This is a genomic window from Selenomonas sputigena ATCC 35185 (assembly GCF_000208405.1).
In the GTDB taxonomy this organism is placed as follows: Bacteria; Bacillota; Negativicutes; order Selenomonadales; family Selenomonadaceae; genus Selenomonas; species Selenomonas sputigena.
Genome location: NC_015437.1, coordinates 1,487,384 through 1,513,701 on the forward strand (window position 1 = coordinate 1,487,384; position 26,318 = coordinate 1,513,701).

General features: G+C 56.0%; 38 protein-coding genes. 1 reads left to right on the plus strand and 37 read right to left on the minus strand.

Going from position 1 to position 26,318, the window contains the following annotated elements:
• Window positions 1-9: 9 nt before the first annotated feature.
• The 22 genes from SELSP_RS06675 to SELSP_RS06775 form a co-directional block, all read right to left on the minus strand.
• Entirely contained in the window at window positions 10-2,925 is a 2,916-nt protein-coding gene (locus SELSP_RS06675; protein WP_006192093.1) for a phage tail tip lysozyme, read from the minus strand.
• Window positions 2,922-3,086, minus strand: coding sequence for a DUF6889 family protein (locus tag SELSP_RS12625; protein WP_006192092.1), 165 nt, complete (start codon window positions 3,084-3,086; stop codon window positions 2,922-2,924). Before SELSP_RS12625 ends, SELSP_RS06675 begins: the two co-directional genes overlap by 4 nt.
• 8 nt (window positions 3,087-3,094) lie before the next feature.
• On the minus strand, window positions 3,095-3,553 hold the full coding sequence (locus SELSP_RS06680) for a phage tail assembly chaperone (protein WP_013740843.1): 459 nt from the start codon (window positions 3,551-3,553) through the stop codon (window positions 3,095-3,097).
• A gap of 14 nt (window positions 3,554-3,567) precedes the next feature.
• Window positions 3,568-4,008: a DUF3277 family protein gene (locus SELSP_RS06685; protein WP_006192090.1), complete on the minus strand. Its 441-nt coding sequence runs from the start codon at window positions 4,006-4,008 to the stop codon at window positions 3,568-3,570.
• 18 nt (window positions 4,009-4,026) lie between these two features.
• Window positions 4,027-5,163, minus strand: a complete 1,137-nt coding sequence (locus SELSP_RS06690; RefSeq protein ID WP_006192089.1) for a DUF3383 family protein — start codon at window positions 5,161-5,163, stop codon at window positions 4,027-4,029.
• 12 nt (window positions 5,164-5,175) lie between these two features.
• Window positions 5,176-5,703 carry a phage neck terminator protein gene (locus SELSP_RS06695; protein ID WP_006192088.1) on the minus strand — a complete coding sequence of 176 codons (528 nt, stop codon included), beginning with the start codon at window positions 5,701-5,703 and terminating at the stop codon, window positions 5,176-5,178.
• Window positions 5,700-6,068, minus strand: a complete 369-nt coding sequence (locus SELSP_RS06700) for a hypothetical protein (RefSeq protein WP_006192087.1) — start codon at window positions 6,066-6,068, stop codon at window positions 5,700-5,702. Before SELSP_RS06700 ends, SELSP_RS06695 begins: the two co-directional genes overlap by 4 nt.
• Before the next feature lie 4 nt (window positions 6,069-6,072).
• Window positions 6,073-6,603, minus strand: a complete 531-nt coding sequence (locus SELSP_RS06705) for a phage virion morphogenesis protein (RefSeq protein WP_232362327.1) — start codon at window positions 6,601-6,603, stop codon at window positions 6,073-6,075.
• 44 nt (window positions 6,604-6,647) lie between these two features.
• Entirely contained in the window at window positions 6,648-7,124 is a 477-nt protein-coding gene (locus SELSP_RS06710) for a DUF4054 domain-containing protein (RefSeq protein WP_006192083.1), read from the minus strand.
• Between the two features lie 3 nt (window positions 7,125-7,127).
• Entirely contained in the window at window positions 7,128-7,382 is a 255-nt protein-coding gene (locus SELSP_RS06715; protein ID WP_006192082.1) for a hypothetical protein, read from the minus strand.
• Window positions 7,383-7,393: 11 nt separating this feature from the next.
• Window positions 7,394-8,410: a DUF2184 domain-containing protein gene (locus SELSP_RS06720; protein ID WP_006192081.1), complete on the minus strand. Its 1,017-nt coding sequence runs from the start codon at window positions 8,408-8,410 to the stop codon at window positions 7,394-7,396.
• Between the two features lie 15 nt (window positions 8,411-8,425).
• Window positions 8,426-8,944: a structural cement protein Gp24 gene (locus tag SELSP_RS06725; RefSeq protein WP_006192079.1), complete on the minus strand. Its 519-nt coding sequence runs from the start codon at window positions 8,942-8,944 to the stop codon at window positions 8,426-8,428.
• Entirely contained in the window at window positions 8,945-10,198 is a 1,254-nt protein-coding gene (locus SELSP_RS06730) for a DUF2213 domain-containing protein (RefSeq protein WP_013740845.1), read from the minus strand.
• Between the two features lie 56 nt (window positions 10,199-10,254).
• Window positions 10,255-10,749 (minus strand): hypothetical protein, encoded by a 495-nt coding sequence (locus tag SELSP_RS06735; RefSeq protein ID WP_006192076.1) that lies wholly within the window; start codon window positions 10,747-10,749, stop codon window positions 10,255-10,257.
• A 10-nt stretch (window positions 10,750-10,759) separates the two neighbouring features.
• A complete protein-coding gene (locus SELSP_RS06740; protein WP_006192074.1) occupies window positions 10,760-11,623 on the minus strand; it encodes a phage head morphogenesis protein in 864 nt (287 codons plus the stop codon).
• Window positions 11,624-11,680: 57 nt separating this feature from the next.
• The gene (locus SELSP_RS06745; protein WP_327219986.1) at window positions 11,681-11,884 is read right to left on the minus strand and encodes a CPCC family cysteine-rich protein; all 204 of its coding nucleotides are present in this window, start codon (window positions 11,882-11,884) and stop codon (window positions 11,681-11,683) included.
• Entirely contained in the window at window positions 11,856-13,724 is a 1,869-nt protein-coding gene (locus tag SELSP_RS06750; protein ID WP_013740847.1) for a phage portal protein, read from the minus strand. Before SELSP_RS06750 ends, SELSP_RS06745 begins: the two co-directional genes overlap by 29 nt.
• Window positions 13,721-14,971: a PBSX family phage terminase large subunit gene (locus tag SELSP_RS06755; RefSeq protein WP_006192070.1), complete on the minus strand. Its 1,251-nt coding sequence runs from the start codon at window positions 14,969-14,971 to the stop codon at window positions 13,721-13,723. The genes SELSP_RS06750 and SELSP_RS06755 overlap by 4 nt, the downstream gene beginning before the upstream one ends.
• The gene (locus tag SELSP_RS12485; RefSeq protein ID WP_006192068.1) at window positions 14,971-15,441 is read right to left on the minus strand and encodes a hypothetical protein; all 471 of its coding nucleotides are present in this window, start codon (window positions 15,439-15,441) and stop codon (window positions 14,971-14,973) included. Before SELSP_RS12485 ends, SELSP_RS06755 begins: the two co-directional genes overlap by 1 nt.
• Window positions 15,442-15,520: 79 nt before the next feature.
• A complete protein-coding gene (locus SELSP_RS06765; protein WP_006192066.1) occupies window positions 15,521-15,709 on the minus strand; it encodes a hypothetical protein in 189 nt (62 codons plus the stop codon).
• 2 nt (window positions 15,710-15,711) lie between these two features.
• The gene (locus tag SELSP_RS06770; protein WP_006192064.1) at window positions 15,712-16,455 is read right to left on the minus strand and encodes a BRO-N domain-containing protein; all 744 of its coding nucleotides are present in this window, start codon (window positions 16,453-16,455) and stop codon (window positions 15,712-15,714) included.
• Between the two features lie 107 nt (window positions 16,456-16,562).
• Complete coding sequence (locus tag SELSP_RS06775; RefSeq protein WP_013740849.1) at window positions 16,563-16,760, minus strand: hypothetical protein; 198 nt, start codon at window positions 16,758-16,760, stop codon at window positions 16,563-16,565.
• A 122-nt stretch (window positions 16,761-16,882) separates the two neighbouring features.
• On the opposite strand from SELSP_RS06775, the gene SELSP_RS06780 reads away from it, so the two are divergent.
• Complete coding sequence (locus tag SELSP_RS06780; RefSeq protein ID WP_013740850.1) at window positions 16,883-17,506, plus strand: helix-turn-helix domain-containing protein; 624 nt, start codon at window positions 16,883-16,885, stop codon at window positions 17,504-17,506.
• Between the two features lie 56 nt (window positions 17,507-17,562).
• On the opposite strand, the gene SELSP_RS06785 is transcribed toward SELSP_RS06780, so the two are convergent.
• From SELSP_RS06785 to SELSP_RS06860, 15 genes are all read right to left on the minus strand, one after another.
• Window positions 17,563-18,213, minus strand: coding sequence for a phage minor head protein (locus tag SELSP_RS06785; RefSeq protein WP_232362326.1), 651 nt, complete (start codon window positions 18,211-18,213; stop codon window positions 17,563-17,565).
• 248 nt (window positions 18,214-18,461) lie between these two features.
• On the minus strand, window positions 18,462-18,971 hold the full coding sequence (locus SELSP_RS06795; protein ID WP_006192057.1) for a hypothetical protein: 510 nt from the start codon (window positions 18,969-18,971) through the stop codon (window positions 18,462-18,464).
• 72 nt (window positions 18,972-19,043) lie between these two features.
• The gene (locus SELSP_RS06800) at window positions 19,044-19,466 is read right to left on the minus strand and encodes a RusA family crossover junction endodeoxyribonuclease (protein WP_006192056.1); all 423 of its coding nucleotides are present in this window, start codon (window positions 19,464-19,466) and stop codon (window positions 19,044-19,046) included.
• Window positions 19,463-19,864, minus strand: a complete 402-nt coding sequence (locus tag SELSP_RS06805; RefSeq protein ID WP_006192055.1) for a single-stranded DNA-binding protein — start codon at window positions 19,862-19,864, stop codon at window positions 19,463-19,465. Before SELSP_RS06805 ends, SELSP_RS06800 begins: the two co-directional genes overlap by 4 nt.
• On the minus strand, window positions 19,861-20,196 hold the full coding sequence (locus SELSP_RS06810) for a DUF4406 domain-containing protein (RefSeq protein WP_006192054.1): 336 nt from the start codon (window positions 20,194-20,196) through the stop codon (window positions 19,861-19,863). The genes SELSP_RS06805 and SELSP_RS06810 overlap by 4 nt, the downstream gene beginning before the upstream one ends.
• On the minus strand, window positions 20,193-20,957 hold the full coding sequence (locus tag SELSP_RS06815; RefSeq protein WP_006192053.1) for an ATP-binding protein: 765 nt from the start codon (window positions 20,955-20,957) through the stop codon (window positions 20,193-20,195). Before SELSP_RS06815 ends, SELSP_RS06810 begins: the two co-directional genes overlap by 4 nt.
• Entirely contained in the window at window positions 20,920-22,065 is a 1,146-nt protein-coding gene (locus SELSP_RS06820; RefSeq protein ID WP_006192052.1) for a phage replisome organizer N-terminal domain-containing protein, read from the minus strand. Before SELSP_RS06820 ends, SELSP_RS06815 begins: the two co-directional genes overlap by 38 nt.
• A 4-nt stretch (window positions 22,066-22,069) precedes the next feature.
• Complete coding sequence (locus tag SELSP_RS06825; RefSeq protein ID WP_006192051.1) at window positions 22,070-22,633, minus strand: hypothetical protein; 564 nt, start codon at window positions 22,631-22,633, stop codon at window positions 22,070-22,072.
• A gap of 72 nt (window positions 22,634-22,705) precedes the next feature.
• Window positions 22,706-23,617, minus strand: a complete 912-nt coding sequence (locus SELSP_RS06830; RefSeq protein ID WP_006192049.1) for a recombinase RecT — start codon at window positions 23,615-23,617, stop codon at window positions 22,706-22,708.
• A gap of 25 nt (window positions 23,618-23,642) precedes the next feature.
• Window positions 23,643-24,578 (minus strand): YqaJ viral recombinase family nuclease, encoded by a 936-nt coding sequence (locus tag SELSP_RS06835; RefSeq protein ID WP_006192048.1) that lies wholly within the window; start codon window positions 24,576-24,578, stop codon window positions 23,643-23,645.
• A 115-nt stretch (window positions 24,579-24,693) separates the two neighbouring features.
• Entirely contained in the window at window positions 24,694-24,861 is a 168-nt protein-coding gene (locus SELSP_RS06840; RefSeq protein WP_232362325.1) for a hypothetical protein, read from the minus strand.
• 14 nt (window positions 24,862-24,875) lie between these two features.
• The gene (locus SELSP_RS06845; RefSeq protein WP_006192046.1) at window positions 24,876-25,187 is read right to left on the minus strand and encodes a LysM peptidoglycan-binding domain-containing protein; all 312 of its coding nucleotides are present in this window, start codon (window positions 25,185-25,187) and stop codon (window positions 24,876-24,878) included.
• Window positions 25,184-25,498: an excisionase gene (locus SELSP_RS06850; protein WP_006192044.1), complete on the minus strand. Its 315-nt coding sequence runs from the start codon at window positions 25,496-25,498 to the stop codon at window positions 25,184-25,186. The genes SELSP_RS06845 and SELSP_RS06850 overlap by 4 nt, the downstream gene beginning before the upstream one ends.
• 4 nt (window positions 25,499-25,502) lie before the next feature.
• Window positions 25,503-25,979: a hypothetical protein gene (locus SELSP_RS06855; protein ID WP_006192040.1), complete on the minus strand. Its 477-nt coding sequence runs from the start codon at window positions 25,977-25,979 to the stop codon at window positions 25,503-25,505.
• Between the two features lie 70 nt (window positions 25,980-26,049).
• Complete coding sequence (locus SELSP_RS06860; protein WP_006192039.1) at window positions 26,050-26,313, minus strand: hypothetical protein; 264 nt, start codon at window positions 26,311-26,313, stop codon at window positions 26,050-26,052.
• Between the last annotated feature and the right edge of the window lie 5 nt (window positions 26,314-26,318).

A 26,318-nucleotide genomic window follows, 5' to 3' on the forward strand; every position in this document is an offset into this window, starting at 1 on the left:
ATCACCTCCTCAAACGAGCACCGGCGCCCCCGCCATCGTGCGGCTGCGCAGGATATGCTCGCCGCGCTGCTCCAACTGGCGCATGGTCGCGTCGCCGACCTCTCTGCCGATATCCTTGGCACTCTTGTCCGTGCCATTGACCGTCACGCCCCCGACATTTACCTGGTAGACAACATTGCTGCTTCCCCCTCGCGCATAACGAGCATAATCGCTTTGATAACCTCCTGCCACAAGACCGTTGTAGAGGACCGGATCACGCTTTTGCGCCAAGTCCGCCAGTACGTTGTAGATTTTCTGCGTGTAGCCGCCCGTGCGGGCAGCCGTTTCCATGAATCCATCGTCGTAGCCATCTGACGAAGCGTCACCCCAGCCTCCGGTACCGCGTTCATTCCCAGGGCCGTAAATTGTAATATCGAAGTGATCCCCCTCATCCATTAAGATGCCGTTGTGTTTTTTGACAAGTTCAACAAGAGCTTCATAGACTTTCCCTGTAATGTCCTCAGGGGATATGTCGACTTTGTACCCGTTGGCGTGGGAATCCCACCCGTTGTACCTATGCCCTTTCTTTTCGGACCCGCCTGTAATAATTGGTTTTACGCCATACTGATTGGCGACAGCTCCGAACTCATTCAAGAAATCGATAGTTTCTTGACGGAAGTCATGTACGTCGGTATACGTATCGTTATCCCATGACACCATACCATTTTGGCTATCCCATTTCTGGTAATACTCAGGGTTAACTTCCTTAGAGTCTTCTGCCCCGCCGCCTGCACGTAACGGTATGGATTCCAGCCATCCGTATGCGTCAGCCGCATAATCCTGCCGATTCGGCAGAAATTCGTCCAGTGGGATCTCGTAGAGATCGAAGATGGCTTTCGCCGCCTCTCCCGTCGTGTTCGCCGCCCGCAGAGCGTCCAACGCATCTGTATGCGTATTGTGCAGCTCCCAATCGGTAAAAGCGATCTGCGCATCCAGATCATCCCACGAGGCATAGCCGTTTTCCTCGGCAAATTTCGCCAGACGATGGTAGCGCTCGCCCATCCACTGGCCGATACCGCGCCGTGCCCCGTCATCGTACGAGTAATCCAGATCGCTTTTTTCCTGCAGGAAGTTTCCCACAAGACCCGCTGCCTGGATTTGACTGTAGCCCATGTTCATGAGCTTCTGCATGATATAACCGGCGCGCTCTTCGCGGCTGCCGTCCTTATCGCCGCGCGTTGGCCCCTTTCCTTTACCGGGAAGTTTCGCATCCATAAGCTCTTCCCCGACGATCTTCAAGGCGCCTTTGAAATCGCCTTTACTCAGTGCCAACAGCGCGCGACCGTACGCGCCCGTCTTCTCGATGGCTTTGTCGATCGCCTTGCCCATTTCTTCCCAGAACTTACGGAACCATTTATTATCGCGGATGACCTTGAACAAATCCTTGAGCTGCCTGATGGTTCGCGCGACATGCTGCACGACAAGCGAGAATACCTTCATCACGGCGCGAACCGCGTCCCGGAACGAATACACGCGATTCGCCTTGCTCATCTCGCCGAATAACCCACGAAATGCGATGCCGACTAAATCGTATATTACGTCCAACAGGCCTTCCATGGCGCTCCAAAGCTCGCCCACGGCATCAATGAGCTCCCGGTACTCCTCGGTTCGCCGAATCTCGTCCAGCAGACGTGCGAACCAGTGAATCAGGGACGAGATCGTGCGGATGATGGCCTTGAATGCTTCCCACAGCTTCTGCAGTCGGTTTCGCATACTGTCCAGACCACCGTGCTTCTCCATCGACGCATAAAGCAGCTGCACATTCTCCAGCCATGTCTTGATGTAGGTCGTTGCAAGCTCCCAGATCGCGCTCCCGAGATCTTGCATGATGGCAAGAAACTCCTGCAGCTCTCCGGAATCCCGTACACGATCAAGGAAATCGCCCAAGCCTCGGGCAAAATCGAAAATCTTGTCCTTCGCCGTCGAACAAAATTCGACGAACTGCTCCCAAAACGGCGTGGCGAAAGCCTTAAACTCTTCCCATTTGCCCTTTGCGACCTCGATGTACTCGTTGAGCTTATCCCAGTACTCACCGAAAGCAGACTGCTTGCCCTCCATGTGACCGTAATAATCGTCAATCAGGAGCAGCAGCGAGCCGACGAGCATAATCATGCGCGTGAGAGGCGTCGCCTTCATCACGAGCGCAAGAGCCGCAATCGCAGCTGTCGCTATTTTGACGCCCCTCGGGAAGCCGTCCCACATGCGGCCAAGTGCTTTCCCGACATCCCAGATGAGTTCAAGAAAGTGCTTGCCGATGTTGATGATATAGACCAGACCGCGCGCAGCCTTCTCTGTCCAGACGCTCATGTTCTTGATGAACGCATCGTTGAAGCTGCGGAACTTCTCGCGGGCTTCTGTGAGCGGTCGATTCAGATACTTCATGAGGTAGTATCCTACCCACGTCATCGCATAGCTGACTTCCTGCTTAAGCCGCGTAAACTCAAACATGAGATCGCGGAAGTTCTTCATTGTCTCCGCAAAATCTCCGCCGACCTTCATCTTCTTTCCGTCGGCAGTCAGCTTCTCGAAACGTGCCATCAGCTCCAGCGTCAGCATGATGTCCTGAATGGATTCGCCGAGCGCGTCCGTGGCCTTCTTCAGCGTCCATGCCGCGTCCTTCGATACCATCATCTGACGCGAGAGCTTCTGCATGGCAAGGTCTTGCTCCGCCGCCGACTTCATCAATCCGGCGGCAGCCGTCGAGACGCTCACGATCGCCGCCGAGATAATGCCGGAGGCCTTGACAAAGTTCGTCGCCATGTGCCCCGTCGCCGTTTCTACCGTGCGGTCAAGATTCTTGATCGTCGCTTCCGCTTGCTGAAAGCCGGGGCGATCCACTTTTGCGCCCAGCCCCACCAGATATTCCTGGATCATCTCGCCAATCATGTATTCGCCCCCCTTTCTCTCTCAGCATACGCTTCAGCGCGACGACGATTCTCTTGTTCGACGAGAAGGATTTCGTGCATATCAAGCAAATCGCCGAAGGTGTATGTCCCGTCCCACAGCTCATGCTGCTGCCATCTCTCGGCGATAACGGGCGCATACACCCAGGCATTTATATTTTGATATTCGCAGGGATCAAAGCCTGGACGCCCGCCATCAATTCCTTCAAGCCGCCTTCGGTAAAAAAACCAGCGATATTGAACACCAGAGCATGAATCGTCAAGAGCAGGACGAGCATCGTATTGTCCGCCATATCCTCGACGCCCCAGCTGCCGTTGTCATTGAGAAGCGGCGCCGTCCTTGCCGGCAGGACCTCGCCGACGACCGACAGGCAATCCTTCTGGAAGGCAATGAACTCGCCCTTGCTCATGAGCGCACGATTCGGCGTAGGCATTGCGTCGACATCTTTGCCCTCCGCTTTAAGCGTCTTCTTCACCTTTTCTTCCATGCCCATCGGCAGCATTTTCTCCATGAGCGTAAAAGCGATGTAGCTGCCCGTAAAAGCGTCAAAGGCGCGGATTTCAAACTTGCGCCCCATGACCTCGACGATCTTCTTCGTTTCTCTCTTCATCTGGCTTCCTCCCATTAAAGCTGAATGCGCTGAATATCGACGAACAGGATACTCCACGCCACGCGCTGACCCTGCGACTGCAGCGGCTCATCCGGCTCCTTCACAAAGCTACCTCCTGTGCAGTAATAGGTCTTGCCCATCTTCGGCGCTTCAATGGTCATCGATATGGATGTCCACTCCGACGTATCCGCCTGCCAGCAGTAATTGAAAAGCCCCTGCAGGAATTTATGCAGGGAGCTCGTTTGCTGGGCATTAATCGTGACGCTGCCATTATTGCCCGCAATTTTGCTTGCCATGACGGAACCATCGGCAGCGACGTCGTGTACCGTGCGCTCGGTGTTCTTTGAAACATTGACATCGCCGACGCCCTCTCCTTGCACCGAATACGAACCATACCCGGGGCACCGGATGGTTGCGTTGATATCGGTGAATGAATAGGTACTGTGCTTTGGCATTCTTTTCCCTCCCTTTGCTTAACGGTTGACGTCTACCTGAATGGTGACGTGGTGAATCGCACCTGCGAGCTTCAGCGACACATAGATCGGCGGCGCGTTGCGAGCATCGCGCTCGGTCTGCGACTGCTCTGCCATCGCTTCGCTCTGGATGAGGTAGCCGCCGGGGAGCACCTGCCCGTATTCGAGCGCCATCAGCTCCTCTCCCTTCCAGACGCCTTCCTTGATGAAGCCGATGCGGTTCATGTCGTCGCATACCTCTTTGATCGCCGTCTTGATACGCCCCATGCCCGCTTCGGTCTGCGGCACTTTGTTCGAGTTTACGAGCAAGTCCATGATAGCGAGCTGCATGTCGTTCTTGTATTTGTCGAGATAGATGATCTCATCAAACCAGGAACCGTCGCTGACGCGCCCCTCTTCAAAGATGTCGTAGTAGTTGCCGCGATTGATGTAGACGTTGCCGTAGTTCTTCTTGATGTTGTTCAGATCGTTCGACGTGAACAGCTGCATGTAGTTCTCCGCCTGTACGCCGACCTCGCGCTTGTAAGCGAGCGTGAAGGCACTATTGATCGTGGCCGCGCTCATCGCGCCCATCGCCCAGCCGATCACCGCGCAAATGGCATCTTTATGCGCCGTGGAATACTGCCCGATGATGCGGCGGTACCCCTTGCTCTTGAGCGTACCGAAGATGCCGCCTTCGCTCGACTTCGCCTTGGCGTCCGCCGTTGTAAAGGCAAACATCGTGGACGGCGTGCAGACTTCTACGTACTCCTGCACCGCGAGAATCTGCGCATCCGTCATATCGCCGCAGTAGATGCCCACGTACCACTCCGAATCCACCTGACGGCATTCCTGGATAGTCTTGACGGGCGTCTCCTTGTTCTCGACCTTGCCGATGGCGATGATCGGCGGCTTCTTTCGCTGCCCGAAGATAAGCGCCGCTGCTTTATACAGGCGGTCTTCGGTCGTAAAGCCAGCCTGCAGCATGGAATTGAGGCTGTCGTAAGTCACGATGCGCTTATCAGCAAAGTCAGCGACCGTGCCAACATCGCCCATGAGCAGTGCGAGGTTGAACTTCTTGCGCGTCGCCGAAACGGCGGCAAGATTGACGATGATATTGACCACGGGGTCAAGCGGCAGCACGTTTTTGAGTGCCATAGTTTTCCCTCCTTATGGATTCGCCTGCGCGCCGATGCGGACGCGTTCAATACGTCCGACATCCTCCGGCTTGAGGCGATAAAGTTCGTTGAATCGCAGGGTAATATCCCATCTGTCCCACCACTTCCCCGCGAAAAGATCGGGGATTCGTATGCACGTCGGCAGATTCGGTACGAGGAACACGCCGCACCGAGAGAGCCGATGCTGTACCGATTCATAAAAAAAGCCGTCCTTGAGGAGATTTGCGAGCTCATAGGATTTTCGCCCATATGCGGTCGCCTGCAGCTCCCACACACGCGTTCTCGCGGTATCTCGATAGACGGTTCCGTTATCTGCACGATATTGACTATCCCGCTGTTTGGCATAGTCGTCATCGGCTTCGACGAGTGACAGGAAGAGGACGTCATCGCCAACTTTCCAATCGGGCGCGCCGCTTTCGGGATAGCGCCAGCGAATGAATTTATCGGGTTTCTTAATGATGTACGCCGTAATGGCAGCCACTTCGCCCCAGAAGAGCTCCTGCAGCTCCACGTAGGTCATCCTCTCATCTCCTCTCCCATGAGTGTGCCGATTGCCTTGTAGTAACCGTTGGCGGCATAGTCAAAGGTCTGAATCAGCTTGTAGCACTGCCCTTTCCAGACACAGATATCCGATGTTTTCTCCGTACCGGATACGTCAAGGCTGACTTCGTCCGTGATGAAGGTCTTCATCCCATTCACACGATCTGCGGTATCGAGAAGTTCGAGGTCTTTGCTCGACGACGGCTGCACGATGCCTTCGACCGTGATCCCCGTCGTTTTTGTCTGCAGTACGCCACGCACCCACTCGGGCTCTCCCTGCTTAATGACGATGAACGTCGTACAAAAATCGGGGTCATGAACGATTTCAGAAACATCAACCGCCATACGCTCACCCCAAATCCCTTATGACATAGGTGATGGCCTTTCGCATCTCCCCCGTGTCGATGAGCGGGCGATTGCTGCCCTTCCGCTTGATCGTCTGCTCCGAGTTCGGCGGCCACTTGTTCTTGGGGTTTTCAAACCATGCGCGCGCGGCGTTTGCGGCAACCGTACCGGCGAGCTCAAGCCCGCGCTCTGCGCCCACCGCATCGCCTCGCATAGCGGCACGGTATGCCCCCGCGATCTTCTTGCCGATCGCCTCCCTGCTGTCCTTGATCGCAGGCTCAAGCACAGGGCGCGGCGGGATTGCCCATGCAGGGCTACCGAACGTATGAACAAAAAGGCTATGCGCTGCGCTGTAAAGCATTCCCGCGTCAAGATTCGTCTGCATTTTTTCGCGCATGAGCGGAGCACGTACGCCGTGCGTATGGACGTAGAGAAGCTCTGCATTGTTTACGCCGTCCTCGCCGCGGCTCGCCGTTGCCTGCGGGATGCCGACGAGCACGCGTTTCTTCGTCAAGGCTTCGACCTTTCCGAGCATGACAGAGAAGCCTCTTCCGGACTTTTTGACGGACGTGCTGCCGCTTACCATACGACCATTCCCCCCATCGCATACACTCGCGCCAAGGTGACAAACTGCTGCCCGAAAGCAGTCAGCTTGTATGCCCCCCAGCCCGCAAAATCCTCTTGAATCGATGAGAAGTCATACGATACCGAGATGTCGCCTGCGCTCTTCGAGTTCTGCAGACCCTTCGCAAGACCCGCAGCAATTTTCTTTTGCAGCGGGTCGTCGGCGCTTACCGCCGACTCCATGTAGAGCGTCAGCCAATGCGCGATGTAGAGCCCCATGCAGATTTCCCAGGCATCGTGGTATCGATTCTTGTGGATGGAGGCGTGCGCCATATTCAGCCAGGCTGCAAGGACGACACCCGGAACGGCGCCCGCGCCGAACTGCGGATAGGCGGCAAGGAAATCCTCTGCCGTGTAAGCGGGATTGCCGCCCGTGCGGATATTCGACGCAGCGGCAATGATACCGAAGACATCAAGGCCTTCATACATCATGGCTTACTCCTTCTTATCATTCTCCTGCGACGGAGCGCCGCCGGTCTTCTTCGGGGGCTTTGGCTCCTGCTTGTCCGCAGCCTCCCGCGCCGGCTCGCTGCTGACCTCAATCGCGCCGTCCGCAAGCGCCCACCCATACATCGGGTCTTTCTCGATCCAGTCGGGGAGCGTGGAGAATGCGTAAGGCTCTGCCGTCACAATCTCCTGCGTCTCGGGATTGCGAAATCCGATTTTCTGCTTTGCCACGAGTTTAATCATGCTGCGTCTCCTTAAATACCGTCACGGTAAATGAACGGCTCGAAGTAGTGAATCTTGACCTGACCGACGTTCGCCATATACAGGCTGTCATAAGACGCCGTATTGACGTTCGGCTGCGTCATGACGCGGCTCATCGGTACGGGTACGTCCATCCCCACAAAGCGGCGCTGGTTGACGTAGGCGACCATGCGGTTCTTCTTGCCGATGCCGGCACCGATGCAGAACCTGCACTCGGCGATCACGAGGTCGACGCCCTTTGCCTTGGCGATGTTGTGGTCGACAAGGTACTGCATGATGGAGACGGGCGTCGGGTAGCCGTTGACGCTGACCATCGTGCGGTTGATGTACGCGAAATTCGCTGGATCGATGAGGATGTGATTCGGGATGGCGCTGTTGTCGTACTGCGCGCCCGTCCATCCGGCGATGATCGCTTCGTCGATGTCGTTCAGGATCTCGGTCGGGGTCTTGTGTGCCCAGTCCGTCTGACCACTCGCGCCCGCCGTGACCGCCGTCGCCGTGATCTGCTTGTCGTTCAGGAGCCCCGTCGTCCCGTATGCCTCTTGCCCGAGGTAAGTGTTGATGTCCATGTACTTGTCATAGTCGAGCCGGATACCATCGTTGTAGATGTCCTCGATGCTGCGCCCCGTGACAGCGCCGCGCAGCTGATCCTGAATCTTGATGGACATGGAGACCTCATACGGAAGCACCTTGTAGAGATCCTTCGAGAGGTCCGCCTGTATCCTGCGCACGGCGTTCTGGATACCGCCGACACCGTCTGCCTGACCGCCCGTGACGCTGTACTCGACGTTAAAGGCGGACGTTGCCTCAACCCAGCCGCCGCCGCTCTCGATCTCAATGTCGCGCGGATAGGTCGTACTCGTCAGTGGCTCGCGAAGCAGCGGATCGAGCTTTTCGAGCTCGCTCTCAAGGAATGCAAGTCCGCTCGATACGGTCGCCGCATCCATCGTCAAAAGCGGCGAGCCGGTGCGCTGCGGCGCGACCGCAAGATTGTACTGTTTATTCTTCATATCGCTTCTCCTCCCTTACACGCCTTGACGCGTGACGATCGTGAGCTCTGCGACGCTGCGCACGTCCGCCGTACTCGACCACTTCACGCCCGTAAGCTCAATGCAGTTGCCCGCTTCATTCACCGCGCCGAGGTCGCCGACCTTTGCGCCTGCAGGACTCGTGCCGCCGACGATCTTCGTGCGGACGTAAACCTTCGCGCCGACCTTCGGCGTACCCCATGCGCAAGTAGCGGAAATGCCGCCGCGCTGCAGTACATCGCACGGCTCGCCCGCCGTATAATAGCCGAAGTTCTGATAGGGGTAGACTTTCGCCGACTTGACCTTGCGCATGGCGATGCCTGCAAAGTCCGCAGCGGTATTCGTCGCCCCAAAGAGAGCGACAGAGCCATCGTCCTTCTGGACGACGGGCGCGCCGAACGGGATGTCCGTCGCTCCTGCGGCAACGGGGCGCGTGCGGCTAACCTCGTCACCCTGTCGCGATGCCTGCCCCGGATAGCCATAGGTCATATTGATTCCAATCGTAGTTCCCGGCATTTACTTCTCCTCCTTCTTGCAGTGCGGGTTGCGCTTGCGGCAGTTCTCGCCGTAGGCACGCATGGACTGTACCAATGCTGCGGCATCTGTCGTCTTGCGACGTGCGAGTGCCGCATAACCACCCGCGAGTGGCTGTGTGTCCTTGGTGCGCATCGCCTTCTTGAGCGTGCGCGAGAGTGCGTCCGACGCACGTTTCTGCTGACGCGGCGGCATGGCAGCGATGAACGGTCGCATGGTGCGGATCACCGACAGCGCAAGCGCGCGGTCTGCCACAGCCACAGGTTTCTTTTCGTCTGCCGGCACATCCTCGGGATCCTCATCCTCTTCGAGCTGCTCGGGCGGCACGGTCACGCTCTCCTCCTCGGATTCATCGTCCTCCGTTTCGGCTGGCTTATCGCCGCCCTCTTCCAGCTCCTCTTCGAGGTCGTCCAGCGCCTCGGTCTCCTCCGGCTTCTCGGCCGACTCTTCGTCGGGGTCGTCGTCCTGCGTCTGCGGAGCGGTGAGCGCATCCACCTTTGCGTTGAGCGCGGCGACCGCATCCATGAGCGCCTTGACATCTTTGTCGTGCATCTCCTGCGCTTCCTCGGGCTCGCCGCCCTCTGCCTCATCGACAGCGCGTGCCGCCTCGCGGACTTCCTCCGGCTCTGCATCCTTCGCAAATGCGGCAAACATCCGATGCAGAATACTGCCCTTTCTTGCCATCTGTTTTCCTCCTTCTGGCGTTGCCTTGGCGTCGCGGATGGCCACTTCGTGCCCCGCGCGCCCTTCCTCGACGACAGCGACATGATTGCCGATGATGTCTTCCTGGCAATACGCGCCGTCGTCCCTCTCGATGTATTTGCACTCGTAGCCGCACGAAATTTCCCGCTTGCCCGCGTCAATCTTGGCGATGAGCGCGGCGTCGTACACGACGAGATCGCAAATCAGCTTATCCCTGTCCGCCCCGCTGCCGCGTCGGACGTTCTGGACTGCTCCCTTGGTGTAGCTCGCGTAGTTTGACGCATCCACACCGACAGGCGGATGGTCGTCGGTCACGGGCTTGCCCTCAAACGAGGCGACTGCCGAGGGCTTGAACACCTCATCTTCCTCGCGGTACACCTTGAGGAATCCTCCGCCGCCATCCGCGACGCCGAGCTCCTGCGGCAGATACTCCTGCATACCCGTTCGGCAAATCGGTACGCTGTGGCACACGAGAAATCCCTCGGGCGTCCTCGTCATGTGGGGCGAAAAACGCGCCCCATAAAATGCTCTCAACGGGCATTCCTCCCTTCAAATGGCCATAAGAAAACCGCCCCTATGTTGAGACGGTTTTACTTTTTCGGCTTTATCTGCATCCCCCAGCCACCACATTCTATAAGCTCGAAGCGCCCGTAAGTGTTTGCGAGACCCTTAATCTTGCTCTGCTGGCTCTGGTTGAGCTCGCTCCACTTAATAATGACTTCGCCGCGTTTCTCGCGCTTCGTATTGCGATGCCCGGTCAAATCAACGCCTACCTGTTCGTTGATATAGGACATCACCTTTTCTGCCGGTGTGCTCTTCTTTGATGTGGGTTTTGACTTCTTCGTCGTTTCCTTCGGTGTAAACTCATGCTGAGTTTTACCCGTCCACGCTTTACCGCTGAACTTGCCGCCTGCGCCACCGTCGATTTTTCCCTCTGTCAGATGTACCTTCGAGCCATTGATTGTACGCCAATTCTTTGGATCAGGATCTTTCGAATGCGCTACGTCCAACGTCAATCCATGTCGCATAGCGTACGCATCCAGACGCATAGATAGCGACTTGAGCCCCAGCATAATACGCTCCATGCTCACTCAATCACGTCCCTTCAAAATGCTTTCTCTGCATCCGTTCGATGCGGCCATTCTGATACACGCGCATCGGGAATTTCAGCACATCCAGATCGACCACAGGCTCAGGGTAGCACCTGCAGTTCGGGCAGCAGCCCGCATGATAATGCCCGAGCTTATTGCTGTACCGCCTGCCGTCTGCGCCGTATCGCGGAAACAGGTCTTCGGGTGCGGGCGGGTCGCTCCATCTCACGAGCACACCGCTCATGTGGCGGTGACTGGTTCGCGTCCTGCCGTCTCCCTGATTGCCGCCGCAGGCACGCCAGACATACCAATCAAGGCCGAGGTCTTCCGCTCTCGACCGCACGAGATCGGTCTGTGCCATAGATACCTGCGTTCTGGCGATCAGCTCCGCGCGCGCTCGCGTCTTTTCCGGAAACACCCTCTGAATCTCCTCGGCGATATCCGCCGCCCTACGCCCCTTCATCGCTTCGCGCGCGGTATAGGACGCCATATCATCGGCGATAGTCTTCGGCAACGTCTTGATGAGAGCGGCATTTTCCCGCACGAGTGCTCGCACGCGCGCGCCACGAGTTCCCTGGAGCTCCTTTCGCAGGACTTCGTATATCTCTCTGCCCTTGCCATTGTTTCGCGCCGCCTCGCGCCACGTGCGCCCGGTGTCGTCGAAGAGCCCCGTCACCATCTTCATGGCGATTGCTTCCGACAGCCGCGCGAACTCGGGCGATTGAGAAAAACGTTCGAGCGCTACAGCGATGAGCACAGGATCATCAGTTCCATCGATACTCCGCACCATCCCGCGCGCAACTCGGAGAAGCGCACGGCGAAATGCTGCCTCGATCGTGCGCTTCGGCATCCATAGCGGCTGATTCATACGAGCGCCTCCTCAAAAACAGGCATCAAAAAACCGCCTCTTTCGAGACGGTTCATGTTATCGAATTTGTCTGCCCTCTTTGTACGCTTGTCGGGCTTCGTTGAGCGACATTCGGTTTGCGCCGCTCATGTCTGGGTTACGTCTCTGCAAGTCATCGTTTTCCCAATAACAAACATCGCAAATCTCGAAGTCGTCACGTTCCTCGAACTCGAATTTCCCGCACACGGGGCATTTAATCCTTTCCGCCATGCTCGATGTCATCCTTTCGTGCCTTTATGTAGTATGCTTCACCATCCACGGGCTTGAACAATGTGCGAATGCCTTTCTTGACGTTGGCTTTGACGAAATCATTCTCCTTGCGGTCGTACCGCACCACGATTCCGTCTTTGTCGATGTGTCCGAGGATATCCCTGCCCGTCGGCATTTCTGCAAGACGCACCGCGCGCTCGACGTACTGTTCCATCGTGAGCCCTGGGTATTCCTCCCGATGAGTTCTGCCGTTCTTCCAGTGGTTCATCAACCGCTGTTTATTGGCAAAGCCGCGCACTTGCAAACGGTTCGCGCCATTAGGGCTTGGTCTTACACTATCACTTTTTTCGGTATTTGTCGAGCCCGTACCGAATTGTCCGTTCTCTCGTCTCGGGTGCTTCTCTTCGTCCCACTTCGCGTCACTCGTCCTCTGTGGCTGCGGCTCTTCCGCTTCCTGCGCGCCGCCAAACATGCCGCCCATCAGTTCGCCCATACCCTCATCGGGCTGCATAACGGAATCATCGGCTTTCTCGATGTCCTCGTCTGTGATATTCGACCACATGCCCGTCATCTCGGACTGCTGCCGCAGCTCCTTGAGCGCCGTGCGCTGGCTGACCATGCCGGCTTGGAACGCCTTCGTCACGCTGTCCGTATTCTTTGAGGCGAGGTCTGCCATCTCATCGTCACGCGGGCGACGAATGGGATTGAACTCGTAGTCCCAATCGTCGGGAATCCCGCCGAGCGTCGAGATGAACATGATCGGCAGAATCTTGTCATACACAGGCCGCAGCTCTGCTTCCTGCTTCTCCTCGATGGTGTCGTAGTAGTTCTGCATATCGCTCTCGCCCGTGGCATTCATCCCCGCCGGGCTGCGTCCGAACAGCTTTGTCACTGGCGTCTCTGCTGCGCCTGCGACGTCCATCATGAAGCGGTCGTAGGTCTCCCCTATGCCGCCGAAGGTGTACTGGTGCGTCTCGTAGCTGTCGTTCTCGCCGAGCACCTGCAGGCTGTTATTGTTCATCATGGCGTTCATGCCCTGGATAGTGTTGTAGAGCTGCATCTGCGCTTGCTCATTGCCGACGGCAAGCACCTGACTCATACCGTCCATTTTCATCACGCGCAGATTCGCCATGAACGTCAGCATGGCAATGTTCCAGCTGACGTTGTCGCGCTTCTTGAGCTCGTCGATGACGTGCTCAAGCTCGGATGCGCCCCAATAGGTCTCTGCGAGCTGCTCAAGATACGGGAGCGGCCGCCCCATGAACCGAAGGATGCGGCTGTGGTGCACGCGAATCCCGACGGTGAGCGCGTCGCTCGATACGGTGTAGTACTCCGGCATGCCAAACTCAGGATCCGAAATATCGCTGACGAGTTTATCCTCGGGCGTCACTCCCGACCAGCGGTCGAGGACGAGCAGCCCCTTGTACGAGCTCGGCATGATCGTGTCGTAGTCCAGCGGCTGATCCAGCTGGTTTTCGTGTCCCTCGATCATGATGAGCGCCCCTGCGCCGCCGTAGAGCCTCCCCCATTTCAGTCCCTCGAGAATACGGCGGCTGGTGCGCGTCGTGCGGTCACAGCGGACGATCTTCTTGATCTGGTCGGGAGAGAGCTGTGTCAGGACGTGGTACCCGTTCTTGATCATGTCCTCCGGGACAACGTCGATGATGCGGCGCACGATCCAGTGGGAGCGATAGAGCGCGTTGATCGTCTGCCAGTCCCGCGTGAACCGCGTGAGCGGGTACTCCGTCGTCTCCAGCGGATTCGGCATGAACACACCCGTGCGCGTCATCGGATTCTGAAACGAATCGTTCGTTCTCTGCTGCCGTGCGGCGGTCTTTTTCTTCTTCCTCATTCTCTCCGCCTCCATTTCGGCAGCATCGTGTGAACGTAATAGCGAAGGGCATCAAGCGCATGATCATTGCTCTTGACGGGCTTCTCTTCGCCCATTCGAGCGGCACGCTCATCCCAAACGTAGCTTTGGAATTCGTCGATCATCGGCTGGCAGCGCGTGCGATGCATGCGTATCTTCTTCTTCGTCAGGAGCTTCGCCACCTCGCGGATACCATCGTTGACACTATTATCCGCATCTTTGACGCGAAATCCGCGGCCTTGGCATTCAAGCTTGAAACTCGCCGCCGATGGGTCGATGACGATGAAATCAGGATACTCCTCGCCGAGCATCCTTTCTAGGTCATCCGCATACTGCGCGTCAGTCTTCTGTCGCTGTTCCTTGCGGCTGTCCCAGTAATACATAGCCGGGATCCAGATCGTATCACCATCGTCGTAGATGTCGAGAAAGACCATCGGGTTCTTTGTGCCATAGTCGCAGGCGATATGGCGCCGGCATGTGCTTTTGAGAGTGTTCGTAAACTCCGCATCGTCAAAGAGCAGGTCGTCGCTGAACATGTCATAGATAACGCCCTCGGCCAGCACCCACAGCCCAAGAATCATGCGCTTGAACCACATCCCCGAATAAGAGCTGCGGATGTTCGTCTTGTAGTCGTCCGTGAGATTCGGATTGTCGTCCAGCTCGAAATGTACCACGCTCACGAGACCGTCGCGCAGCTTCTCGTCGCTGGTGACGTACTCCTTGTAGAGGTAGTGCATCGGTGAATCTGGATTGGTTGTGCTGTAGAGCTTCGCGCCCGGGACGCTGAGGCGGTTGAGGAGCTGCTTGAAGAACCGCTCGGGCATCAACGTCAGCTCATCGCAATACGCCCCTGCAAGGGTTTTTCCTCGGATGAATTTCTCCGAGCCTTCGTCCTTCGCGCCGACGACCTTAATGCGCCGTACGTGCTCGCCGTCCGCGTCCCGCCAGAATACGTCCAGCGATCCGCTCTGGCGGTTGTAGTGATAGTTCTCCTCGCCGATGGTGTCAAAGAGATCATTCAGCACGTTGTCATAGATCGTGTCTTTGGACACACCCGTCATGAGGAGCAGCCCCGGCGGGCCCGTCATGATGTAGTTCAGCCACTTCGGAATCATGGCGACGGTCTTTCCGCTGCGGACGCTGCCCTCAAGGATATTGATGAAGGCATCCTCCTCAATCGGCTTTTCGATGAAGTCCAGTGCCTTGATTCCCCAGTCGCGAAACTCCATCAGGGTGTCCTCCTCTTCTCACGCGCTTTTTGTAGGGTTTGCACCAGCTGCACCATGGTCGACTGCTCCTTTGGTTTGTTCGATCCCCCGTTTGCAAGCACAGCGGCTTTCTCTCTAAGTTTCACATCGCGTTCTTTGAGACGAATATCCGCACTCTCACCGATGGTATCAAGGAGTATCTTCACCATCTGCGGATTGCCCCCACAAGCGGTACGAATGATTCCGCCAATAACCGCATCGGCGATTGTAAGCTCCTCGTCCTTGATGTTTGCAGCAAGCATTATCCCTTCTCTGAGGTCTGGATGCAAGTCCTTCAATGTGAGCGAGACTGCTTCTTTGAGGGCTGTCCGCAACGCTTTCTTGCGGCGACGAGATTTGCCGCTCTCAATTCCGCCTTTTTGCCCGTTTCCCCTAGCTTCATCCTTGCTTCGTTGCGATGCGGGGATTAGATTGTCATGCCCTTTTGCCATACTACACACTCACCACCTCCCTTGATATAGGCATAAGAAAACCCGCCCAGAATGAGCGGGTTCATTGTGAAATTGTTGTCTACTTCTTTCCGTACTTGCGGCGGGCACGGTCTGCACGTTTGCCCATGATAAAACCGTAGTGGTAAATGATAATGCCCGTAATCAAGACATCTCCTACGGCAAGGTGATGCGCCATCAGCCAAGCAATCATATCGCGAACAGGCTCACTCGGAATGGCGTGACGCATAGCAAGCTGCTCCATTGTCATGACTACACCGCCTCTCGTCCAAAAATCTTCTCAAAGACGGGAACAACGCTGTCATAATACCGCCACGTCTCGACCTCCTTGACGCTGTGCTCGGACTTACTGTAGAACAACTTCGCGTACTCCGGCACTTTGAGCTTGTGCATATTCGCCAACTTGCCGATCTTGTTTGCCGACACGCCGAACATTGCGCCGATTTCCGTCGCGGAATACGTTCGGCGCTCTGCAACGGGCAGAGGGAGAAACATCTCACCCGCGACCATCTCGGCGGCTTTCGCGTTGCATACGGCTTTGTATTCGGGGATGTTCGTGCGCTCAGCAATCTTGAGGAGCAGGTTTGCCGCGCGGGTGCGGGCGTTCCGCTCCATGACTTCAAGCCGCTTGGACTGCATTGCATCGTCGGGCTTCGCGTGCTTCGCCGTGTAGCTGCCTGTCTTGCGGATAGATGGCAGGACTTCCGATGTGACCCAACGTTTGAACTTCTTCGCGGCGGGGAGCTTTGAGGAGAGGATGAGCGAGTAAAGTCCCGATTCGTTGATGATGGTCATTTCGCGGTTCTGACCTGACGCACTGAAACGGTGCGTCAGCTTATCTTCCTCATCAACATGTGCAGCAATCGCGTTTCTTTCTGCTGTATAGCCCAAGATTGAAGCGACATCTTTGCCAACAAAGTACGGTTCACCATTCTTGATGATTGTGCGAACCGTACCAAATTCTGGATTCTCAAAAACCTGCAATTCGTTTGCCATTACAATTCTCCTTCCATTTTCCTCGAAAGGATGCTATAATGACTATACAATCCTTTCGAGGTTGTGAACATATAGAGTGAGTTGTTTCGGTCAAAAGCAAACTCACTCTATTTTTTTGCGTTCAGAGGCAAATACGCCTCCTCTCTCGGCACGTCTTCCATCCACTGCGGATAACGCTTTTTCAAGTCGTCATACACCAGATTGCCGACATACTCCGCCGTTGAAATCCCATTCATGGCGCTGTGAGCTTTTGCAAGCCCGCCAAGTCTGAGGCTCAATCGGACATTCGGTCTTATGATTTTCACTTCTCTCACCTCCTCTTGCAGTATATACTTTTTTGTTTATACAGTCAATACGTTTTTTTCTTTATTTTTTCTTTGCTAAACAAGCGGTGAGTGTATATAATATGTATAAAGAGGTGATTCCTATGAAATTCGGTGAAAAATTGAAAGCTTTACGAGAAAAGCATCATCTAACTCAAACAGACGTAGCCAAAGAATTGGGAGTTACTCAACGCGCAATAAGCTATTATGAAAATAATAACGTGGCTCCAAATGACCCAGAAGCCTTGAACAAGCTTGCCAAATTGTTTGAGATAACCCTAGACGAACTGTTAAATAACGATGGTCAAAAATCAAAGCTACACAAACTCATAGAAAAATTATTATTAGATACAGAGCGTAATTATTTAGAATGGAGAACTGCTGCCGATGCAGGTTTTTTTGACCCAGACGAGGCTTGGTTCGATCCGATAGACACATTCAATCTAGAAGATTTCTCGAGGTATGACGGCTATAGTTTTTCTGCCCGAGAATCCTACCTTGCTTACTACAGGGGGGGAGGATACCTTATTGCAAAGCTAATCTCCCCAGAAGGTGAAGTGGATATCGCCCTTTTTATTTTCATATATAGAAAATTTTCATTCATAGCGAATAAAGACTCTATAAAGAAAATTGATGATTTATATCTACTACTTCTTAATTCCTCGGGCGAGGTAGATTCATTTATTGATGAATATTTGAGTGATCACCCCGACGACATTCCATTTTGAAGATACCATATACATAATAAAAGCGCCTCGTGTTGACGAAGCGCTTTTATTATGTATTAGTGGATAACAGGCTTATTCATGACTTGACGGAACTCTTTTTTCGTCATTTTATAGATTTTACCGCCGATGTGAACTTTCACGGGGTACTTTAGCAAATCTTCATCCACGACAGTTTCGGCATAGCAGCGACAGAGCGGGCAACAGCCCGCGTGGTAGTGTCCATAATCCTCCGCATTCGTTGACGGAAATAATGTTTCTGGCGCGGGTGGGTCGTTCCAATTAACAACAATCCCACTCATTTTACGGTGGCTATCCCTTGTCTTCCCATCACCTTTTCTGCCTCCGCACGCCCTCCAAACGTACCAATGAAGCCCCATTTTTTCCGCTCGCGCCTGCATCAAAGCTGTGTCTGCAATAGACGCTTGCGTTCGTGCAATCAAAAGAGCTTTATTTTTTGCATGGGCAGGAAGCATTTTCTCAAGGTCTTTCGCAATAGATTCAGCCCTGCGTCCTTTTTGGTTCTCCTGCATGACGTAAAGTGCTATATTGTTGGCATCCTCTGCAGAGAGTATTGTCAAAAGATATGGGGCTGACCGGGCAAGGGAGGACACACGTGCGCCCGTTTCTCCTTGCATCTCTTTTTGTAGAGCATCATACATTGTTTTGCCTCGCCCATAGGTCGAGGTTATTTTTTTGATGATCCCCATTATGTCTATCATCGTGCGGTGCCGCCTTTCTCTCATAGACTGCTTTTATTGCTCCAATCTTATATTACTCGATGATAGACATAAACTCAATCAAAAAAGCCCTCCACCGATACGGCGAGGACTGCTTGCGCTCTATGCAATTTTCGACATTACCATCATACCGCATTTGCCGGCGAAAAACGCGCAGAAAGTGCGCAAAAATCTCGCAAAGAATGCGCAAAAAACGCGCAATAATTTTGCCGCCTGAGTTATCCACAACCTCCCAGAAATACGAAGTCAAGGCTCCGCTGTCCTCCGCCCGCCTCAGGAAACATCATCTGTGCGAGCGTGCGGATCCCCTCCTGTGCGAGATACTGGCAGCTGCGCTCACTGTAGCCCGTTGCTTGTGCCACCTGATACCACCGCTCCCCATCGATGAACTTTCTGCACAGGATCGTGCGGTGAGCGTCCCCCATCATCTGGAGCGCATTGTCAATCCGCCGCAGGAGCGTCTGGATGCGGATGTAGTTCTCGCGCAGGATCGGCAGACGGCCTTCGAGCTTCATGCGTCGGACGACGGCGCGTTCGACCTCGGATAGCTCATCGTACCCGCCGATGGGTGCATCGCCATACTTCGATATTTTCGCATCCCCGATGCTGCGTATCTGCTCCTCCACGCCTTCGATCTCGATGCGGAGGCTGGCAAGCTGCCCCTTGAACTGGTGATAGTTCCGGAGATACCCGTATACCGTCTTTTCGTAATCGTTGTAACTGCGCACCTGATTCCCTCCGCTCCATAACGAGATAGGGAGCGCGAATCGCTCCGCGCTCCTTGTTTCTGCTCCTTGGGATTACTCCAGCTCCCGCATCATGATCTCGATCCTCGGACGCTCATCGTACCATTTCCCGAGCACTCCGTAGCCAACGATCTGGCTGTCGTCCTTGTACCACACGCCCTTGAGTGCATCCTCTACGCCCTTTAGGACGTTCGACACGTCGGGCTTCGTTACTGGCCGCAGCCGCCCTTCCTTCGCCGCTTCACGCTTGTACTTCGGCATCCCTTTAGGGATGGCGCGATAGATACGTAGGGAGAACTCGATTGCGCCCTCTACGGGGGTCACAGGGGCGTGCTGCGCTGCGATCATCCGCACGTAGCTCTTGTAGTCACGACTCTTTGCAGGGTCATACGCCTTGACGAATCCCCCTTGACGCGAGAAGCGCGGGCGTCCCTGCGCGACTGGATCACCGAGAACGACGGCGGTATAGGTACTCAAAATGGTATATCAGAGTCGGCCACCGCTCTGCTCCCCTCAAACATGCCCTGCTGCTCGGGTGGTGCTGTGGAACTCGTACCGCCGCCCTTGCTGTCGCAGAACTCCATGTTATTGACCACGACCTCCGTCGCATAGCGTTTCGTCCCGTCCTTTGCCTCGTAGCTGCGTGTCTGGATGCGTCCCTCGACGGCGATCTTCTTTCCCTTCGTGCAATACCGGCTGATAACCTCGGCGGTCTTCTCCCATGCGACGCAGGCGACGAAGTCCGCCTGTTGATTGCCATCCCCGCTCCTGCGGCGGTCAATCGCCAGCGTAAAGCTCACGACTGCCTTGCCGCTCTGCGTGTATCGCACATCAGGATCGCGTGTCAGGCGTCCGATTCCTACGAAGTGGTTCATTGCGCTGCCTCCTCGACGTACACATGCTTCTGTGCATCGTAGAAAAACACGGGAATGTTATTCTTCCGCGCGTATGCGAGCTCGATCATGCATCCCTTGCTGGCGCGGTAGTCCCCCGTCATCGTGACCGCGCAGCACTTGTCCAGAAGATCGAGGCAGTATCCCATGATCTTGTCATAATCCATCCCTGCCAGCGCCTTGAAATTCGCCAGCGGGTTGACGTAGACCACATGCGGATATCGCTCCTGCAGCTCTCTCTGGATTGCCTCTGCCGCTGCTCGGTTCTTCTCCTCATCCCCGCTGAACGGATGGGACAGGTAGTGAATGTTCATGCTGTCACGCCTCTCATGCGATAATCCTCCGCCCGGATGTTCACGGGCACGGTCATTTCTGCAAGCCGGCTCTGGACACGCTTGCCGAACACTGTCCCGATCCTTGTGCCGTCGTAGTTCGTCGTGATGATCGTCGGCAGCATGTGCTCGTATCGGTGGTTGATGAGCACGTAGACCAGCTCCACCACCCACGGCTTGGGATTCTCCGCGCCGAGGTCGTCGAGAACCAAGAGCGGCACACTCTTTGCTGTCTCGACGAGAGCCCCTGCCTTGCCATCCTTTGCGTCGAAGCTCGCCAGCATCTTCGCGATCAGGTCGGGGACTACCACGAACATCCCCGGAATGCCCGCCTCTGCTGTCTCGCGCAGGATCGCCACCGCCAGATGCGTCTTTCCCGTCCCGCAGTTTCCCTTGAGCAGCAGCCCCGGAACTTTGGGATCGCGCTTTACCGCCGCGCAGAACCGCTTGCACAGATCGACCGCCGGCTTGGTCGCAGGCGTCGCCTGGAATGTCGCGAAGCTGCGTGAGCGGAACCGCTCGCCGATACCGCCGTCTCCCATGAGCTTCTCGATTCTTCGCTGTTCCTGCTGCGTCCTGTACTTGCCGCATGGCGGGATGCACGAGAGGAGCGGGTTGCGGAATCTTTCGCCCTGGAACGCCCGCCCGTTGTAGCGGCACTCGTGGCAGTCCTCCACGCGGTACGGGCACGCTGCACATGCTGCGTCATGCGCTCGCTTGGTCTCCTCTGCCTCCGCTGCCATGAGAAGCCCGCGTGCCGTCCGGATCGCCTCTCTGGGTACTCCGATCGTCTGCAGAATCTCCGCCCTCCTCGGACGCGCCTCCCAGATCATACGGGCTTTTCTTGACCGTATCTCCGTCAAGGTACGCAGCATACGCGGATTTCTCCGCACCATCTCTCGCCATGTCGCCTTGAATGACACCTGTGCCATAGTCTTTTCCGCCTTTCTTGCGCTCTGCCTTAAATCCGTCCCGCTCCCACCGCTGGAGAATGCGGAGCACATACTGGATCGACCTGCCGCCGCTTGCCGCTGCCTCGCGGATCGCCTCCATGCACCATTTCCGCCCGTAGGTGTCGATGGCATCGTGCAGCTGCTCAATCACCATGTTCCCTGCTCCAGGCTGAAAATTGTTGCAGAATGCCTGTATGATCTCCGCACGGTCTTCTCCGGTAGGAGCCTCGCGCGTGTATGTATTATTACTTACGCCTATAGCTGCTGCAGCTGCTGCAGCTATATCTTGTTTATTTATTCTCTTTTCTCTGAGCTCTATACTCTGATCTCTAATCTCTATACTCTTCCCGGACAAAGTAGGCGCACTTGTCCCTTGCTGTGTCCCTATGTCTGTCCTCTCATGTGTCCCTCCCAATGTCCCCGCACTTTGAGGGACATCGGTAGGGACACGGCGGGGGACATTGTCCTCGCTTTGTCCTTTTTTGTCCTCGATCTTTTGAGACAATCTGGGGACATTGTCCCCGCCTTTGTCCCGTTGCAGTCTCTTTTTCTCTGCCCACTTTGTCTCGCTGCCGACCATCTCTCCGATGCCTGCGACAACGAACACGCCATCCTCACGCTCCACGATCAGCCCGATCTTCTTGTAAAGTCCCATCGCGACGACCACCGTGTCGAACTTGAAGCGCGTGACCTCGGCGATCTTCTTGACGTCGTATGGGATGATCATATCGCCGACCTTGCGCACCAGTTCGCCGCCGCTGTTCGCCGAGAGCAGGCAGAGCTTCTGGTAAAGGACGATGTACTCACAGCCGTTCTTCTGGTCTTGCAGCCAGTCGATGGTCGGGAGATCGAAGAAGTCGGACTTGATCTTGATCCAGTAGTACCGCTTGTCAGCCATTTCCTTACCCCGCGATCTGCTTAATGTCTGTTCCGCTGCGTCCCATCGCTGCAAGGCGCACGGGCGAATCCTCGGGCGTTACGTTGCGCGGATCCTGCTCCTCATCGTCAAACAGTCCGACTTGCCCTCGATGCCCCTCGAGATAGCGTACCGCCTCGTGAACGAGGTCATGCAGGTGTTTCTCTGTCTCCTCGTCGAAGTAGCTCGGCAGTCCCACCTGCTCATCTGTCTGCGGAAACCGGAAGAACGGCGTGTTGATCGTGGTCATCGTCCCGGACTGGGGCATGTGGTACTCGCAGGTAATGATTGCGCCCTCGTAGCCGTTGGCGTCCGTGGAGTAGCTGACTCCCGTCGGAACGATGCGCCTGGCGTACTGCCCTGGGTCTACCTCGAGAATCTTGCACACATCGGCGCGGAGATATCCGAATGCCGACCAGAACGAAGGCTCCGGGGCTTCCTCGAACGTCGATTTGTGTGCGCTGGCAGGGATGTTCCCGTCCTCCTTCTTGTCGTACTCAAAGACCAGCTTTCCTTTAGCCGCCTTGATCTTCTTGATGGTGATGTTCATGGTGATCCTCCTTTTCTCTGGTGCTGCGCCGCAAAGGGAGGCATGTACGTGCCTCCCTTTGCCGACCTCTTGTCAGCCCGTGATCTCTCCCGTCTCGGAATCCACATTGGGCGGCACATCGTCCTGCGCTGCGCTCATGAACTTGTTCGGCTGTGGCGCGGCTTCCTCTGTCGGCGGATCATCCTCGCTTACTTCGACCGCCTCTGCCTCGATGTAGTCCGTCTCGTCTGCAGCAGCCGTCATGTCTGCCGCGATCTCTGTCTTGATCGTCTCATCGGTGCTCAGTGCGCGCGTGAACTCTGTCTTGATTGGCGCGTACTTGAGGCACGCTTTGAGGACGGTCTTCTTCGCCATCTCGTCAAAGTTCGTTGTCCATGGGGTGCTATACCCCTTCTTGTATGCCTGGCTGTACTTCCGGGCGAAAGTATCCACCTCTGCGCGGCTCATGACGTGGAAGCCGTAGCCGCCGCTCTTGGTCTTGAACATGGCGTAGTAGTGCGTGACCGCCCCCTTCTCGCCCGTCGTTGGTACGTGCCGGAGCTTTGGTTCGAGCCCGAGTTCGTACTCGAACACGTCGTTCTCGTAGACTTCGTGCGCCTGGATGATGGTGACCTCTCCGCTGCGATACGCCAGATCCAGAAGCCCCTTGTAGCCGAGCTGGAACTGGCACTCGAGGATCCCCTTGTTTTTGTACGGGATGAGGTAAGCCTGCCCGAGCGGCGTGTTCGGCTCGACGCCGAGCTGCGCCGCCTGCATCATCGCGCCGAGGAAGCTCTGCGGCGTGCACTCGCGGAGCTTCTGGTTTGTGCTGAGCGCCGTGAGCACCATGCGCGTGAATCGCTCCGGGGTGAGGACGGAGGGCAGTGCCTTGGCAATCTGCCCCTCCATCGACACGATGAGGTCTTTGATGGAACGTGCGCCCTGCTGGACTGCCATTCTCTGTTCTTGTGCTTTTTGGATCGCGCCGCCTTTTACACTCGCCATGATGATTATCTCCCTTCTTTATCCATCAACTGATCCGCAGGACACGGATCGGCTTGCCCTGCTTCGCGTACTCGGCGTAGATGGCAGGCTCTTTTGCCTTGAGCGCCTTGCTGTCAATGGTCGTGCGCCCTGCCTGAGTCTTCCATGTGACTTTGTAATCTCCCGCGTAGCCGAGCTCGTAGTCGCCCATCAGCTGGCGGAGCTGGTTCTTATAGAACTCGCTGTTATTTTCGAGGTCTTTTTTCGCATCCTCGATTTTATGGATTTGCTCGATGATACCCACTGCCATACCTGGAAGCGTCAGTGGCTCCGCGTTGCCCCCTCGGAACTCTGACGCAAGAGCTTCCTTGCAGCTCTCGCTGCCGTCCACCTCGGGCATGATGCCCGTTTCCACCTTGTGCCAGAAATCAATCTCTGCCTGAAGCAGGAGGGCGATCTCATCGTCATTGCGAGGGATCTCTTTCCAGACGAAACGGTTGCCGCCGATGAGCACCGCGATGTACCACCGCTCACAGCCCGTGACCAGCATGTAGTGCTGGCACTGCACATAGTAGGCGGCAGGTACTTCGTCGTCTTCCCACTCCTTGGCGGCGAATCCGTTGCAGGTCTTGCACTCAAGACCTGCATTCTCTCCGACGACCATGCGGTCAATGCTGGCGCGGATGTAGGGATATTCGTCCATCTGCAAGAGCCCGCGCCGCTGCACCTTCTTCCCTGTCAGCTCGCAGAAGCGGTTCGCGACCGCTTCCTCAAGCACCTTGCCCCAGTAGACGTACTCGTTTCCGCTGAGGTCTTCTGCCTCAGCCTTTCCTGTCTTTTCAAGCCAGAGCTGGAAGGGCGACTTCCAGCGATTCAGCCCGACGATGATGGAGGCGTCGCTGCCGCCAATGCCTTCGCGGCGGGCTGCAAGCCACTTCTTTTCGTCTGCCATCTCGGCGACCGTCATGATAAGCTTTGCCATTTTGTCCTCCTTGTGCTACAATAAGCACAGATGATTTATTCTTCTGCGCCTTGTGCGGCGGTCACCGCACAAGGCGCTTTTTCTTTGCAGATAAGGCATCCGCGCCCCGGGTGCTTCATGCTTCCTCCTTCGCATTCAGCTCGTCGGCGACCGCCTGCGCATCTGCCTTGTCCTCATGCCAACTTCCCGCATACTCACGGTTGCCGCTGTGATCGACGGCGGAAGTGTCCTTGATGCGCTGCGCCTGATACATCATGATGCCCGCGATCAGGTTGCTTGACACAAACCATTTTCCCTTCATTCAGCGTCTCCTTTCACCCAGTACGTCACCTTGATCTCATCCCCGGGGAAGATCATTCCCTTGCGCTCCATCAGCCACGGGTTCAGCTCCTCCATGCCTGCCTTGTATTCGAGGATGCAGCGGCGCGTGCCGGTATTCTTGCGGCGATACGTCTCTGCGATGTCCCAGCGCGTATCGCCCGGCTTGACGACGTAGACTTCTTCGACCAGCACGGGAGCCGTGTTGGTCTCCTGTTGACTGCAAGCCCCCGCGAGCAGGATCGCTGCACCCGCGATGCAACATCCCGCAATCACTTTCGTGCTGCTCATGCAATCGCCTCCCTTCTCTTGCGCGGACGCCCACGCCCTCGCGGCTCGCTCATCTGCTTCGCGTTTTCGACCATCGCTGCGGCTTTGCGCAGGTCGCGATGCGATACCGCCACATCATCGAGCCACTGCAGGAGAGCCCGACGCGACACCTTGATCGTCTTGCCCACCCAGAAAGCTGGAAAGTCGCCCATGCCGTGCCGTGCCGCGTGTGCAAGGGCGCGTATCTGCTCCACACCGATGCCCATGTAGGCGGATGCCTCCTCAACGTTGAGTACCGCCTTTTCCCATGTCGGGATAAGGTCTTTTTCCATCCCTTCACCTCCTCTTGTCGAGATAGATCTGAATCTCAAGTGCTACTGTCACGATCCGCTGGATGCCGCTCAACAGGTGCTCCATCTGCGGCACTTCATCCGCCGAGAGCGTGCCGTCCTGCGCGATCCGCAGCAGCTCCTTGTCGGAATCCCTGATTGCATCGAGCGCGTTCAGGAACTTCACCGTGATGCGGTCGAGCTCACTTGCCTCCGCCCGTGGTACGGTTCTTTGCCCGATGGGGCAACATTGCGAGCAGTGATAGTTCAGGAGCTCCGGCGCATGGTAGGTGTCTGCCATCAGCAGAACCTCCTCGGGGTACGGATTGAGCGTCCCGATCTCGATACGCTGCATCCGTTTCCGGTCGATGCCCGTCTCCTCGCTCGCACCCTCTCGGCTGCTCAAGCGTTCGTTCTTCCCGGCTGCCGCCATGCGGGCTAAATAGTACCTGCTGGCTGCCGTCGACGGGGCAATCTTGGTCATGTTCTATCTCCCTCCCTTGCCTTACAATGAACTTGTAAGGATTTCTTACTCGTTCCTCGCTACGCGTTCCTCACATATGCAACAGACTCAGACAAATAAACGAAACAATCAGAACAGCGCCCATCAACCAGAACAGAAGTATAAGGTGTTTCTTTCGACGGTGCTTCGTGCCCCCTTTGTTTTGACGACGCTCCCACTCCTTAGAGAGCACATCTTCCTGTTTTTTCTTGAATGCCGGCGTTTGAAACAGCTGCATTCCGATCGCAACAAACTCCTCTTTGGTCTTTGCATGAGCTAACTGGTTTCCCAGTTCGCCGTAATCTTCTTTTGGCAATTAAC